This window comes from Halopseudomonas salina (genome assembly GCF_008641105.1).
Window position 1 is genome coordinate 41656 of sequence record NZ_VTTI01000003.1, and the last position, 15758, is coordinate 57413.

The following is a 15758-nucleotide window of genomic DNA, read 5'->3' on the forward strand; positions in this document are numbered from 1 at the left end:
GCCTAAAGCCGGCCCTCTGGCCTCTGCCGCCACTGACTGATCCATCGAATCAGGTCACCGAAGGGCATAGGCCTGGCAAACAGATAACCCTGTATCTCGTCACAATCGTGTTTGGCCAGGAAAGCCAGCTGTTCATCAGTCTCCACGCCCTCTGCGATCACTGTAAGCTGCAGGTTGTGCGCGAGACTGATGATGGACTGCACTATCGCTGCGTCCCTGCCGTCTTCGTTTACGTCATCAATAAACGCCTTGTCGATCTTCACCTTGTCGATTGGCAGGCGTTTGAGATAGTTGAGACTGGAAAAACCGGTGCCAAAATCATCAATTGCAATCTTGATGCCCTTGTCCTTGAGCTCCTGGAGGGTGTCGATGGCATCCTCGATATTGTTTAACAGCAGGCCTTCGGTAACCTCCAACTCAAGGCACTGAGGGTCCAGCCCGCTGTCATCCAGCATGCGCTGGATAAAGGCAACGAAGCTGCTGCGTTGAAAGTGCAGCGGAGACACATTTATAGCAACGGCAGCGCCCTCCGTCAGCTTTGTGCACAGCATCACCGCATCCCGGCAGGCCCGTTTGAATACCCACTCGCTGAGGGCAATTATCTGGCCTGTCGCTTCAGCCATAGGGATGAAAATGCTTGGCGAAATCATGCCCCGCTCGGGGTGATTCCAGCGCAGCAAGGCTTCGAATCCACACATCTGGCCATTGTGCACAGCCACCTGTGGCTGGTAATACAGCTCGAACTGGCCCAATTCGATGGCCTGCTGCAGGTCTCCCCGAAGGATCAGACGCTCATGCACCCGTTGCGTCAGATCGTCGGTGTACCACTGATAGTCGTTTCTGCCGTGTTGTTTAGCCTTGTACATGGCCAGATCGGCTTGCTGTATCAGCTGCAGAGGATCGTCATTGACCTTGTCGCCAGACAGCGTGATGCCGATGCTGCACGTCAGTTGCAGGGGCACTCCATCGACATCAAAGGGCCTGGCTATCTGGTCCATGATTCGATCAACAACAATAATCACATCTTCCGCATGGGCCAGATCAGGGAGCAACACTATGAACTCGTCACCACCCATGCGCGCAACGGTATCACCGGGGCGCACAGCCGATTCAAGCCTGCGCGCCACCTGAATCAGTACCTGATCACCCGTAGTGTGACCCAGCGAATCGTTGATCGGCTTGAAGCTGTCCAGATCGACAAAAAGGACTGCCATCTTGCGTTTGTAACGCTGAACCATTTCTCCGCTCTGGCGCAGTCGGTCTTCCAGAATCTGACGACTGACCAGGCCGGTCAGACGATCATGACTTGCACTGTGTGCCAGCTCTTGCTCGTAGGTCTTTTGTTCGGTCAGGTCGTTCTGCACACCGATGAAATGCGTGACAACGCCGTTGTCATCCGGCACCGGCGCCACATAGAGCTCATTCCAGAACATGCTGCCGTCCTTGCGATAATTGCGCAGCACTACCTGTACGTCTCGCAGCCCGCCAATCGCACTACGGACTTCGTTTAGGGCTGGCTGCTGCAGGTCGTCGCCCTGCAGGAAACGGCAATTGCGCCCAAGGATCTCCTCCTCGGCATAACCGGTAAGCGTACTGAAAGCTGCATTGGCATAGATGATCGGCATGTCCGGCTGCATCGCATCAACAATGACGACGCCGTCGATGCTCACTTCAAGGCCTCGCTTCAGTAGGCGCAACTGTTCATCCTGGCGTTTGCGACGGCTGATATCACGAAGCGATATCAATTCCATCGATTGTCCATTCCATTCGGTGGGCGAGCGTTGTACCTCGAGTTCGATCTGGTCACCATCAGCCAGCGTCAACCGGCTCTCGAATCTGACAGGGCCATCATGGGGCAACGCAACAGGAGAACAGTCCGGCCGACCAAGGAAAAGTCTCTCGGCTGACTTGTTGGCGTAATGCACGTCACCCCGTGAGTCAACTACCAGTAGGGCATCACGGGAGTCTTCCAGCAATTGATGAAAGGCCTGTTGTTTCTGTTCGAGCGCAGCTTCCGCGCGAAACTTACCGGTGACATCCAGTGCCAATGCCAGATAGGCCGGACCGCCCATATATTCGAAGGGGTGGGCATGTACCTCCGCATGGAACAGTGAGCCGTCCTTGCGAATATAGCTCCAGACTCCCATCCGTCCGGTCAGATCGCCGTCGCGCAAACGCGGATACAGTTCGACGAAGCGTTTCTTCTCCTCCTCAGAGCGTATGTCGAGAATACTCATACCGAGCAGTTCTGCACGGCTGTAACCCAGCAACTTTACCGTGGCATCATTGACCGCAAGAAAGCGGATGTTGTCGCGACCGAACACCCACATCGGCTCGGGGTTGGACTCGAACAACAAACGATAGCGCGCCTCACTGTCGATCAGCCGGTTGTTGATCTGGGCACGATCGCGGGCATAGCGAATGCTACGCGCCAACATCGGACCGCTGAACTCACCCTTGACCAGATAGTCGGAAGCACCCAGCTCAATGGCACGGGCATCAAGCTCACTGTCGGCAAGACCAGTGAGCAATATCATCGGTATCTGCACGCCCCGTGCGTTCAGGTCACCAATCAAAGCAAGACCGGAGTCTGCACCTAGGCGATAATCGACCAGCAACACATCATGCTCGCGGGACAAACCACGAGCCAAGCCGTCTTCGTAGTGGGCAACCCAATCCAGGCGGAAATGCTGATTAGGTACGTCCGCAAGAAGCTCACGAAGAATGAGATAATCATCTTCGTCGTCCTCGATGAGTAGTAGCCTTAAGGTCTCACCCTGAAGCATCAAGCCTCCCTGATCCGTTGCGACGCCGGCAAGGTAACCAGCTCCAGCCAGTAGTCACCCAGCTTCCCTACAAGCCCGGTTAGTTCACTGTAGGTCACCGGTTTGGTAACAAAGGAATTGGCACCGCGATCATAACTGCCATCCACGTCCTCGCAGGCTGAGGACGTTGTCAGAACTACAACCGGTATGCGACGCAGTTGCGCATGCTGTTTGATAGCACCGAGCGCTTCTCGACCGTCCATGCGTGGCATATTCAGGTCGAGCAGAATCAGATCCGGCATCGGATAACGTGTACTGTCGTCATAGGGTGCCTCGCGCAGCAAATAAGCCATCAACTGCTCGCCGTCATGCACAAAACTCATAGGGCTTTGGGGCCGGATTTCTGCGAAAGCCTCACGCACCAGCAGACAATCATCCTGGTCGTCGTCGGCCACGAGGATATGAAGCAGTCGCTGGGCTGTATCTGTAGTGCTCATGGGTTGGCAAGCTCCAAGGCCCGTTAAACTCTTAGTGTAGACGTCCGCTGGCTCAGCCCCGACATTCCTCGCACGGAACTGGTATGCAACGGCGCTCAAGATACCCTTCCTGCATCGGGCGACTGCTCGTCGCCAACATTCAGAACGTCCTCCGACCGGAAACTGACCCGGAAGATACTGCCGACCCCCGGCCGACTATGTGCGGTAATTTCCGCCTGATGTCGCTCGGCGATCTTGCGCACAATTGCCAGACCTATGCCGGTACCACTGAATTGCTGGCGGTCGTGCAGCCGCTGAAAAGGGTTAAAGATCCGATCCAGGTATTTCTCGTCAAAGCCGATGCCATTGTCGGCAACACATAGCGTCCAGCTACCATTGTCCCCGGCTTCGCCATACACCTTGATCCGTGCAGGCTCGCCCTCGCGGTGAAATTTCAAGGCGTTGCTGAGCAGGTTCTGCAGCATTTGTCCGAGCTGCCGACCGTCGCCCTGCACCCGCGCCAGAGGTTGGCGCTCGATGACCCCACCACTACTTTCAATTGCCGCTTCCAGATCGAGCAGAACACCATCGAGGACCCTGTCCAGCGATACCGGCTGCAGGGCTCCGCCCTGAGTCGTCACGCGCGAGTAGCTGAGCAGATCCTGAATCAGGTTTTGCATACGCCCGGATGCCTGTCGCATGCGCTGCAGATAGTCTTTGCCGGTGTCATCAAGCTGCTCGGAACGCTTTTCCAAGCGCTCGCCGAATGCCTGCACCTTGCGCAGAGGCTCTTGCAGATCATGGGAAGCAATAAAGGCAAAATCCTGCAATTCCCGGTTGCTGCGTTCCAACTCAACCATGGCTGCACGCAGTCGTTCTTCACCCTGTTTGCGTTCGCTTATATCGCGAAAGAATACCGACACACCCTCATCGAATGGATAAGCGCTGATTTCGAACCAGCGTTTGAGATACCGATAGTAGATCTCGAAGTGTTGACTCTGGCCGGTTTCAACCGCCTGGTGGTAATACTGATATATGTCCGAGGTACGGGCTTCAGGAAACGTCTCCCATAAATTGTTCCCCAGTAGCTCTTCGGCTGTATGTTCCAACAGGCTTTCGGCGCGCGGATTGACGTAGGTAAACCGCCACGTGAAATCAACTGAGTAGAAGGCATCAGTAATGCTATCGAGGGTGCTGCGCATCCGGGCTGCCAACCGCTTGAGCTCGTTCTCGGCCTGCACTGAATCACTGATGTCCTGCACCGCACCCTGTACGTGGGAAATCTTACCGTCGCTGCCATGCAGAGCCTTGGCCATAAGGCGTACCCAGATGCGCTCGCCAGAGGCGTTAAGCGCCTCACAGCGCAGCTCGTAGGGTATTCCGCTCTGCATGCAGTGCTTGAGCTTTTCACGCAGTGCCCTGTGATATTCGGGTGCGTACAGGTCAACTACTCGCTCTATGTCAATGACGCTGCCAAAAGGCAATTGGTGGATAGCGCACACTTCGTCGGACAATACGACTTTGCTAGTCTGCAGGTCGATTATCCAGCCCCCGATGCGGGCAATGCTGCCAGCAATTTCAAACATGACGCGATGCTGTTCAAACACCCGGTCCATTGCCCGCTGTTCGGTTACATCACGGGCAACCACGTAAATCACCCGGTCATCGCCGAGAGCGGCATTCAGTTCCAGCATCATCACTGCGCCCGAGGCGTTTCTGACCCGCAAGTCCAGATGTGCCACGCGCTCACCTCGAGCCAGCCGGTTTATCGCGACCTCCGCCTTGGGGCGGTCAGCCGCAATCAGAAAATCCATGTACGGCTGATCGATAATTTCGCCCGGGCGGTAACCCAGTGCCTTGATCATCGCCGGATTTAACTGCACGAATAAGCCTTTGAGGCTGATCATGCAGAACATGTCCAGGGACAGACTGAAAAACTGGTCCCTTTCGGCCAGAGCCTGACCGGCCTCGAGTTCGGCCGTGCGGTCGCGAAGTGTGATCACCCAGCCATCACTGTCATCTCGCCCGCGGAGCGGCACGGCGCGGTAGGCAAAATGCCTTATGTCTTGCCCGACTCGCTGTTCGAACTCCCCGTTCAGACCAGCATCTGTCAGTTGCTCCCAACTCTCCGGGTCAAGTGGCGCGACTTCTGACAACAGCGCCATTTCCCTGCCCGCAGAGATTCCCAACAACGCCAGTGCCGCAGGATTGGCAAAACCAATGACGCCCCGTACGTTGATAGCGATCAACCCCTCCTGCAGGCTGTCGGTGACCGCTTGAGTGAATCCCAATTGCCGCTCCAGGTCATATCGAGCGGCCTTGATGTCGCGCAGATCCTTTGCGATACCAAATACACCTACTACTTCGCCGTCAACAACCACCGGCAGCGTGGAAATATCCAACTCGAGCAGTTCTCCACTCTCACTGAGCAGCCGAGTTTCATAACGCAGGGGCTCGCCCGCCAGGCTGCGGTCAAAATACTGCAGCGATGCTGGCAGCTCCTGCGGCGCTACGATGCCACTGAAGTGGACACCCAAGAGGCTCTCCAGATTCATGCCTGTCAGCGCAAGGCCCGCGGCATTCATGCTGGTAAAAGCACCCGTACGATCGAAGGAAAATACCGCATCAGGGTTGTGGGTAAACAGCGAGCGATAGCGTTGCTCGCTAGTCATCAGTCGAGACTGGTCCTGCTCACGCTCAAGAGCAAGAGCTGCCAGTTGCGTGCACGCCAGCATGACTTTTGGATCGACGCCAAGCAGCCCGACTTCATCACTGTAAAGCGATAAGGTCCCCAGCACCGAATTGTCCTTGCTCATCATTGGCATACACCAGCACGAGCGCAATCCAGCCTTCAGAGCCACCTCGCGATAGTTGGCCCAGAGCTCCGATTCTGCGACGTCATCGACGCGTATTGCTTCACCCCTCCAGGCCGCAGTGGCGCAGGCGCAGGATCCTTCCTCCAGGGCAATGCCATCAACGATCAAACGGTATTCATCTGGCAGGCTTGGCGCACTCAGCACTGCAAGAGTGCCGGATTCGGCACGAACCATGGTTACGGACGCACGGCAGCCCGGCAAACGCCTCTCGACCATCTGGCATACTGCGTCGAGAATCTGCGACAGAGGTTGCAGGGCCGAGATCATACCCAGCACTTCTTTCTGATCCTGGGCAAAACGCTCATCTACAACCAGTGTGCTTATATCCCGACCGACACAGAACAAGGTTTCCGACTCGGAATCCCAGGCTGCAGACCACATCATGTCAATCTGACGGCCATCCTTGTGCCAGAAGCGGTTGCGTGAATTACGCAACACTTTGACCTCATGCATCTTGCTGATCATTCTCAGCGTGCGGGCATCATCATCAGAAACAATAAACTCCATGACTGATCGGCCCTGCATCTCCTCGGGTTGATGGCCAATAATCATTCCAGCAGATTCACTGACCCGCAGGAATCGACCCTGGGCATCGAGCGCACAGAGTAGATCCAGAGAATGGCGCATGATCTGTTCGTTGAACGCGTGCAATTCCGCCTGGTGCTGCATATTGCTGCGCAGTGTTCCTGTCAGCCGCCGCAGAAGCTGGTTGCGATACATGGCGAGGCTAGTCATACGCTGGGTAACCATCAGCAACATGCCAACCAGCAACAGGAAAACGAATTCACCCGCGGCCAGACCATCGCTGCCATCCATTGCGAATTTGCGGCTGATCAGGGAGTGCAATTGCCACGACTCGCTTTGCGCCAGCTCGATGGTGCGGGTATGCATACGCATTAACGTGCCATTTTCAGGCGGCCCGAAGAGTTCATGGCCAGCACGTTCGATCTTCAGCGCAAAAGGCTGCAAATGACTGGTAGGAGCGTCTTCGAGCAAAGTGCGCAAAGCAACACCGGCAGTTAGAAGCCAGGCTTGCCCCTCCAGTCTTAGCGGCATTATCAGAACACCATGTTCGGGTTGTCGACCCGTCAGGAATGCTCGATTCTCCACGGTCAACCCGCTGCCATTGAGCTGCCGCGTCAGCGGCCCCGCATCAGCCAGCATCTGTTCAATTGACGGCGCAGAACCGCCGACTGCACTTTTGAGAAACACGGGGCGTAATTGCTGGTCCACGAGAGCGATCTGACTCAGATCCCCATGGTCGCGCAGGTATCCATAGGCCTCCTGCTCCCACACTGCACTTGAAGGCAGCTCACCACGTAGCTCCCAGCGCTCGCCCATACGCTGCAGCAAGCGCATCCGAGCATTGAGGCTACGCTGCAAATGCTGCTCTGCAGCATCGAGCAGATGTTCGCTGCTGGCTTGAAGATGCCGAATACTACTCTGGGATGTCTGATGCCAGGCAACTCCGGCGGCGAGCGCACTGATCAAACCCAAAAACAGGCCCAGACGTGACAACGAAAGCGAAGTATCAGGGGGCAGCAAGCTCTGTCCGAGTAGGCCCAGACCGATCAGCCCAGTCATGAGCACTGCCATCAGGTTGGCAGAGAACTTGAATCCGACCCAGAATGGAATAACTGTGACCCCGAGCATCCCCAGGATCTGAAATGAGCATACCAACAACATCATTGCCGTAGTAACGCGCATGGCCCAGCGGCCCGGATTGCCGCGGACGAGCATAGCCAGTGCAGGCAACAGCATGACCATTGCCAGACCGCTACGCATACGCATGAAACCGCTGAGTACCGAGACTCCCTGGTCCTCCCCCCCAGCAAGCCAGCTGTGAGCGAGCGTGTAAAGGCACAGCGCTGCAACACCTAACGCTGGCAAAGTCTGCAGCCAGACGGACCGGCTGAGACATCCCAGCAGCAGAATACCAATCAATATTGCCAGGAGTGAGCTGTCAGGTAGCAGCATGACACTGGCAAGCCCAGGGTCGGACTGAAGTAGAAAATCACCGCCCGCAAACATACCCAGCACGACAAGACCGCAGCCGAGCATGAAAAGGTATGTCTGGATGAGAATGACGCGGGTGATCACAGCGACTTCCCGATGGGCAGTCCTGTTTCTTTCTCAAGGTGCCGCGCCAAGGGCGAGAGCACGCGTGCGGATATAGTTTTCATTATTGGACTCCGCAGTCTTTGCAACAGTAGCTTTTGGTAGCATGGCAATGACGCCAACCAAATTATGACGCCATATTACCGCCAATGTACCAAAGTGCTATCAAGCGACGCCATCAATGATTCAGGGTTTGCCGATAATTTTCATATCACTGTCCAGAACAGGCTCTATCAGTGTCCGGCCTTGAACGCCTCAAGCATTCGGCCCATTGCTGCATGTATCGCATTCACCGCTTTCAGGGGTCTGACCATGACCTTGAAGTCGGTAATCTGACCAGTGTCATTCCACTCGATCATGTCTACACCGTTGACAGTCACACCGTCAATTTCCGTCTGAAATTCCAGTACCGCATGGTTGTTCTGCACCACTTCACGCAGGTAGACAAAGTGACCCGGCTCGTTAAGCACCTTCATCGCCGCCATCAGGTACAAGCGAGTGATTTTCTTGCCGGTCTGGGGGGTGTGCACCACCGGCGAATGAAATACCACATCATCAGCGAGCAGCGTATCCAGCCCTGCAGCATCCTGTGTTCGCACGATCGCGTGCCACCGATCAATCACCGTATCCATACTCTTCTCCTCTCTATTAACTGTGCCGCATGGCTATCAAGTACCTGTGGGGGAATCATCTTCGACAGATTCACGCTGCTGGTCGGCCCAGAGTCTGGCATAGGCACCCTGAGCCGCGAGTAACTGGGCATGACTGCCCTGCTCTACCACTTGTCCCTGGTCCAGGACCAGTATGCGTTCGGCATGCACAATGGTGGAAAGCCGATGGGCAATAGCCAGGGTCGTGCGTTTACGCGACACCAGATTGAGCGCATCCAGTATCAGTCGTTCGGCGTGGGTATCCAACGATGACGTTGCCTCGTCCAGAATCAGTATTGGTGGATCCTTGAGCAGCACGCGGGCTATCGCAATACGTTGCTTTTCACCTCCAGACAGCTTCAAGCCACGTTCGCCCACCTGCGTATCGAGGCCATCAGGAAGCCTTCGGACAAATTCCTCCAGTTGCGCCATGCGCAATGCTTGCCAGATTTCCTCTGGGCTGGCATCCGGACGCCCGTAGGCTATGTTGTAGCCGATAGTATCGTTAAACAGCACCGTATCCTGAGGGACCACGCCAATTGCGCGGCGCAGGCTGTCCTGAGTAACGTGACGGATATCTTGTCCATCAATCCGAATCGCACCCTCGGAAACATCGTAGAAACGGAACAGCAATCTTGCCAGAGTGGATTTTCCGGCACCGCTGGGACCGACTATGGCTAGAGTATGCCCGGCGGGCACCCGAAGACTCACACCCTGCAAAATGGGTCGTTCGGCATGATAGGCATGACTGACACTATCAAACTCGACCTCTCCCCCGCTCACCTGAAGCTCGGCCGCATCGGGGGCATCGGCCACCTTGACCGGCGCCTCGAGCAACCCGAAAAGCCGCTCGATATTGGTCAGGGCTTCACGAATTTCACGGTAGATAAAACCCAGAAAACCCAGGGGAATGAACAACTGGAGCATGTAGGCATTGATCATGACCAACTCGCCAAGGGTCATGTCTCCGGCAGCCACCTGATTGGCGGCCAACACCATCATCAGCGTTACCGAACCCGCAATTATCAAAGCCTGGCCCGAATTCAAGGCTGCCAGGGACAGGCGGTTTTTCATCCGCGCCGCTTCCCACCCCTCCAGATGGTGATCGTATTCCCGGGCCTCGAAACGCTCGTTGCCGAAATACTTTACGGTCTCGTAGTTGAGCAGGCTGTCCACCGCACGGGTATTGGAACTGTTATCAAGCTTGTTACTTTCGCGAACAAAGCGGTTGCGCCATTCAGTGCACCATATAGAGAAAGCGCCATACAGCAATACCGAGCCCAACACAGTCAATGCGTACATCGGACTGAAATTGATCAACAGGATGACCGCAATCAATCCGATTTCCAGCAATGTCGGCAGAATATTGAAGACCATGAAGCGCAGCAGAAAGCTGATACCACTGGTACCACGCTCGATATCACGGGCCAGGCCGCCGGTGCGCCGAGATAAATGGAAACCCAGATCCAGCCGGTGCAGATGCTCGAACACCCGCAGTGACACTCGACGCATTGCCCGTTCTGCTACCCGGGCAAATACCGCATCGCGCATTTCCGAAAAGAACACCGAACCAAAACGCAGCAAACCGTAGCCTGCCAACAAGGCCACAGGAACAAGCACCAGGGCATCCGAAGCATCTTCGAAATGCTCGACAATCAGCTTGAGCGCCCATGGCACCGCGACACCGGCCAGCTTGGCAAGCAACAGAAAACCCATCGCCAGCGCTACACGGCCCCGGAACTCGGTAAGGTAGGGGATCAGACTGGTAATAATCCGCCAGTTGACTGGCCCACCGGCATATTGGCTATCTGAATTGGGGCGCACAGGGTTTCCTTCGTAAAAGCTGCAAGCCGCAAGCTTCAAGCTTCAAGCTTCAAGCGGCAAGCGGCAAGCTAAAAGCTGGAAGCTGGAAGCTGGAAGCTGGAAGCTGGAAGCTGTCCGAGTGTGGGAGAGTTCAGCTGCTGACACAAAACAGGGGTCTAGCTTCCAGCTTCAAGCCAAGAAAGCCAAACCCATCACACCCAGCACTTCAACAACTCGGACAACTTGCCGCTTGAAGCTTGAAGCTTGCGGCTTGAGTCCTGCCGCTTGCCGCTTGCTGTATCAGTCTTCGTGCGGAATAGGGTCGCGATTAACGTCCCAACCCACCAGCAGAATGGTGGCAAGCACACCGAACAGCAGGCCTATCCAGGGCTCGAAGAACGCCAGCGCTGCGCCGATAAGCACAACCGTACCCCGGGCAGTATTGTTCTGCGGAATAGCCATTGCCACATAGGCACAGGCGAAGCCGGTTAATACCAGGGTCAGCGAGAGCGCGATACCCAGCAATGGCTGCAGACCCGTGAGCAATGGCAACAGGAAGAAGAGAACTGGAATACCCATCAGATAGTAGGAAGCCAGACCGCTGTGGAGACTATTCATGTTCTCCTTGCCCTGCTTCCAGCGCTGCACGATGATCACCTGAACCCCTGTCCACATGGCCCCCTGGGTCGGGAAGAACGGTGCAGTAATACCCATTACCGCATTACGGATAGCTACGGACAAATGCGTACGGGTGGGGTTGATATCAATATGCTCGTCATGCCGGGCGGTCAGGCCATCACGAATGACTTCATTACCCGTGACCATGTCACCAAACAGAATCACATAGGTGATTATGGCCAGGGGGATGCCCTGCAGGAACATTTCCAGGCTCGGCCAGCCAATTGCGAAGGGTGACATTTGCGCCCACGCATCAGCTACCGGTGGGAATAGAATGCCCCACTGGATATCGTAGGTCACTTCACCGACCAACGGACCCACCACCGCTGCAATAATAAAGCCTGGCAACAGGCCAAGCGCACCAATGATGGCGAATGCCTTGTATTTCAACTTGAGTTTCTGCATCGGCAGAGAAAAAGCGAAGATCAGACAAACAGCACAGGCCAGGGTAATCGCGATAGGTTGCTGCAAGAGAAAGCGTTCGGCATCGTCGATAAACACCCTTTTAAGTGCGGCTATCGCAGCGCCCAGAATAATGCCCGCCTTGAGCGTGTCCGGCAGCCATAGTACGAACTTCTTGCCCAGGCCGGTTATACCCAGAAAGAACAACAACACAGCAAAATTGAGCGACAGTGCGGTCATTGCCTGCCAGCGAGAGACCGGATCGTCATAGCCACCCAGCACATAGGCCAGCACCAGAGGCAATGCCGGCGTGATCCAGCCGGGCGCATAGGGCTCACCAAACACAATGATGGCTGAGGCAATAATCGCGGAGTGGATCATCGAGACGGCAACGGCTTCTTCAAATCCCAGCCCAAAGAATTCCATCATCAGCGGAACCAGCGCCAGGCCGGTTGCAGCGGCAACAAATAGCCCCTGCATGGCTTCCTGCCAGTAGAAACGTGTGTGGTAGAACGGCACGCGAAAGGTAAACGGACCCCAGTGCCAACCTGGCTGTTCGGGTTTTGACATTACAGACTCCATGGGCTCGAATTTTATTGTTTTCAACAATCGCCGGCTTGGGCGTTGTCAGTATCGTGCCCATTATGCAGTCACTCCTGCAAAATGGGCATAGCTTCACTCACTACAAAAAAAACCTAACAAATCGCCAGAGTCGGTTGGCTTGCGTTGCGTCTGCCGCTAGAAGGCCCACAGCATGCAGGCTCCAACGTCAGCCTCGAAGTTTGAGTGGCAATTCAAAGAGACTCCCGGGCCTGTTCACGCATCATCACCAGCATGAATATCACAGCGTTACGGGCTCAAGAACGGCCATTCTCGACCACCGCATCAGCTTGCGCCTCCTCCTTTTCCAGTCTCTGGCGCACTGCATCCGGTGAATTGGTGCCGCGGGCCAACAGGCTGTACAGCAAGGGAATCACAAACAGAGTCAACACCGTGGAAACACTTACTCCGGACACGACCACAATCCCGATGACCGAGCGCGTCTCAGCTCCGGCGCCAAAGGCAATAACCAGAGGGATTGCGCCCGCCACGGTAGTCGCGCCGGTCATGAGAATGGGGCGCAAGCGAAGGGTGCTGGCCTCTACCAGGGCATCATCAAAGGAACGACCCGCATCGCGCAATTGATTGGCGAACTCGACAATCAGAATGCCATTCTTGGCGGCCAGGCCGATGAGCATCACCAGTCCTATCTGGCTATACAGATTCAGGCTGTTATCGGTGATCCACAGGCCGAAAAGCGCGCCGCCGATCGCAACTGGAACACCCAACATGATGATCAGAGGATGGACAAAGCTCTCGAACTGGGCGGCAAGCACCAGGAAAACTACCAACAACCCGAGTATGAAGACAAACAACAAGGAGCCGCCTGCCTTGCGCAGATCCAGAGACTGGCCCTTGTAATCGATCACCAGGGTTTCGGGAAGATGTTCACGGGCCAAGGCTTCCACGTGATCCAGGGCGTCCCCTAGTGCAACACCGTCGGCCAGGGATGCCTCGATAGTGATAGCCCGGTTGCGATTGTAGCGATTGAGGGTGGTGGAGCCGGCGTACTCTTCAATGCTCACCAGGTTGGACAAGGGTATCAGCTCCCCAGTGGTATCCGACCTGACATAGATATTGCTCAGTGAACTGACACTGCGCTGTTCGGAGCGCTCGCCCTCAAGTATCACGTCGTACTCTTCACCATCGTCGATGTAGGTCGTAACCCGCCGTGAGCCGAGCATGGTTTCCAGAGTCCGACCTATATTGCTGATATTGACACCCATATCGGCGGCACTGTTGTAATCAATAGCTATTTCAAGCTGGGGCTGAGTCTCTTTGTAGTCGGAATCGATATTGACCAACCCGGGGTTGTCTTCTTCTATTTTCTCCAGGAGCGTGGCGCGCCATTCCGCTAGTTGCTGATAGTCTCCGGCACCACCTATGACCAGCTGGAACGGCTGCGACTGGCCGCCGGCGAAGCCCTGGCGCATGACCGGAAAGGCACGCACTCCGGTGAGGTTGGCGAGGTCCTTTTGCACGTCGCCCATGATCTCCCAGCCGCCCCGTCGCTGCGCCCAGTCCTCGAGAACAACGATAACGATGCCGGTATTGAAGGTGGTAACGGTCCCAAAGGAGCGCGGTGCGCGTACCAGCAGACGGGTGACCTCCCCCGCCTCCACGTACTTCATCATCCGCGATTCGATCTCATCCATGTAATCAGTCATGTACTCGTAGGTCGCCCCTTCAGGGCCATTAACGATAATGAAGAACGCACCGCGGTCTTCGCGGGGTGTGTATTCCGACGGTAACTGACTGAACAACCAGCCACTGAAACCGAACAGCGCCACCACACCCAGCAGAGACAACCAGCGCCAGCGCAACACTACCACCAGAACGCGGGCATACAGGCGTCTGCTGGTCAGCAGCGTATTGTCCACCCAGCGACTCAGCCGATTTTCACTACCACGGGACTTCAATACCTTGGAGGCCAGCATGGGTGACAGGGTCAGTGCTACGAAGCTGGAGAAAGCCACGGCAGCTGCCATGGTCAGCGCAAACTCGGAGAAAAGCCGACCTATATCGCCCTGCAGGAAAGCAATCGGCACAAACACGGCCACCAGAACGAGTGTGGTAGAAACTACTGCAAAAGCTACCTGGCGCGACCCCCGGTAGGCTGCTACCAGGGGCGTTTCACCCTCTTCATCAATGCGCCTGCGCACGTTCTCCAGGACGATGATTGCGTCGTCGACTACCAGGCCGATAGCCAGCACCAGGGCCAGCAACGTCAGCAGGTTGACCGTGAAGCCGAAAAACAACAATGCAATAAAGGTAGCCGTCATTGACACCGGAACTGTGACCGCGGGAATCAGAATGGCCCGTGGGCTACCCAGAAACACGAAAATCGATAGCACCACCAGCACCAGCGCAATGCCCAGCGTGGTGTAAACCTCCTTTACCGCACCCTCGATAAATACCGAGCTGTCGAAGCTGGGCAAAATCTGCATGCCCTCGGGTAGCGTGCCATTGAGCTCTTCTACCAGAGCCGATGAGACACGGGACACCTCCAGGGTGTTGGCCGTGGACTGGCGCTCCAGACCGATACCAACCATAGGTACCGTGTTGCCGCGAAACAGGTTGCGATCCTCTTCGGTGCCGCGCTCAACCCGCGCCACATCGCCCAGACGCACCAGATAATTATCTGGCCCCCGCGCGATGACCAGCCGACCGAAATCCTCGGCGGTCTGAAAGGAGCGCGCCACCCGCGCGGTAAACTGACGTGTACGGGATTCGATCGAACCGGCTGGCAGCTCGACGTTTTCGGCGCGCAACGCGGCCTCTACATCCGAGGCCGTAAGGTCCCTTGCTGCGAGCGCCTGCCGATCCAGCCAGACCCGCATCGCATAGCGCTGTGACCCGCCCACACGCACGCGGGCAACCCCTTCCAGGGTGGAGAAACGGTCTACCAGATAGCGCTCTGCGTAATCGGTGAGTTCCGGCAGGGTCAGGCGCTCACTGGTCAGGTTCCACCAGATAATGACTTCCTGGTTGGCATCCAGCTTCTGCACTTCAGGTGGATCGGCCTCGGCGGGCAAGTCGTCAAGGATGCCCGATACTCGATCACGTATGTCGTTGGCGGCCTCATTGACATCCTTGTTGATGGCAAAACGGATGGTGATCTGTGAACGACCGTCCTGGCTCTGGGACTCGATGTACTCGACACCTTCCACGCCAGCGATTCGCTCTTCAACGATCTGGGTGATCTGTGAATCCACGACACTGGCCGCGGCGCCCCGGTAGTTGGTTTCCACTGTGACGACCGGCGGGTCGATGTCGGGATACTCCCGCAGTGGCAACATGCTGAACGCAACGAGGCCGAAGATTACCAGCAATAGCGCCAGAACACTGGCAAATACCGGCCGCTTGACCGATGTATCAGAAAGAATCATT

Annotated in this window: 7 protein-coding genes; all 7 read right to left on the reverse strand. The window is 56.1% G+C overall.

The genetic code is table 11. The features are described 5' to 3' along the window. Nucleotides 1-2: 2 nt before the first annotated feature. Complete coding sequence (locus FZF01_RS05590; protein ID WP_150277171.1) at nucleotides 3-2786, reverse strand: EAL domain-containing protein; 2784 nt, start codon at nucleotides 2784-2786, stop codon at nucleotides 3-5. Beyond that, nucleotides 2786-3262, reverse strand: a complete 477-nt coding sequence (locus FZF01_RS05595; protein WP_150277172.1) for a response regulator — start codon at nucleotides 3260-3262, stop codon at nucleotides 2786-2788. The genes FZF01_RS05590 and FZF01_RS05595 overlap by 1 nt, the downstream gene beginning before the upstream one ends. A gap of 95 nt (nucleotides 3263-3357) precedes the next feature. Then, a complete protein-coding gene (locus tag FZF01_RS05600) occupies nucleotides 3358-8217 on the reverse strand; it encodes a PAS domain S-box protein (protein ID WP_150277173.1) in 4860 nt (1619 codons plus the stop codon). Nucleotides 8218-8468: 251 nt separating this feature from the next. After that, entirely contained in the window at nucleotides 8469-8867 is a 399-nt protein-coding gene (locus FZF01_RS05605; protein ID WP_150277174.1) for a nuclear transport factor 2 family protein, read from the reverse strand. 36 nt (nucleotides 8868-8903) lie between these two features. Continuing rightward, nucleotides 8904-10709, reverse strand: coding sequence for an ABCB family ABC transporter ATP-binding protein/permease (locus FZF01_RS05610; protein WP_150277175.1), 1806 nt, complete (start codon nucleotides 10707-10709; stop codon nucleotides 8904-8906). Between the two features lie 279 nt (nucleotides 10710-10988). Continuing rightward, nucleotides 10989-12338 carry a hypothetical protein gene (locus FZF01_RS05615; protein ID WP_150277176.1) on the reverse strand — a complete coding sequence of 450 codons (1350 nt, stop codon included), beginning with the start codon at nucleotides 12336-12338 and terminating at the stop codon, nucleotides 10989-10991. A 287-nt stretch (nucleotides 12339-12625) separates the two neighbouring features. After that, a complete protein-coding gene (locus FZF01_RS05620; RefSeq protein WP_150277177.1) occupies nucleotides 12626-15757 on the reverse strand; it encodes an efflux RND transporter permease subunit in 3132 nt (1043 codons plus the stop codon). Nucleotide 15758 lies beyond the last annotated feature (1 nt).

Excerpts from the sequence above, each read along its gene's own strand:
- FZF01_RS05590 (WP_150277171.1), bottom strand. The coding sequence starts at position 2,786 with ATGCTTCAGGGTGAGACCTTAAGGCTACTACTCATCGAGGACGACGAA.
- FZF01_RS05595 (WP_150277172.1), bottom strand. The coding sequence starts at position 3,262 with ATGAGCACTACAGATACAGCCCAGCGACTGCTTCATATCCTCGTGGCC.
- FZF01_RS05605 (WP_150277174.1), bottom strand. The coding sequence starts at position 8,867 with ATGGATACGGTGATTGATCGGTGGCACGCGATCGTGCGAACACAGGAT.
- FZF01_RS05615 (WP_150277176.1), bottom strand. The coding sequence starts at position 12,338 with ATGTCAAAACCCGAACAGCCAGGTTGGCACTGGGGTCCGTTTACCTTT.
- FZF01_RS05620 (WP_150277177.1), bottom strand. The coding sequence starts at position 15,757 with ATGATTCTTTCTGATACATCGGTCAAGCGGCCGGTATTTGCCAGTGTT.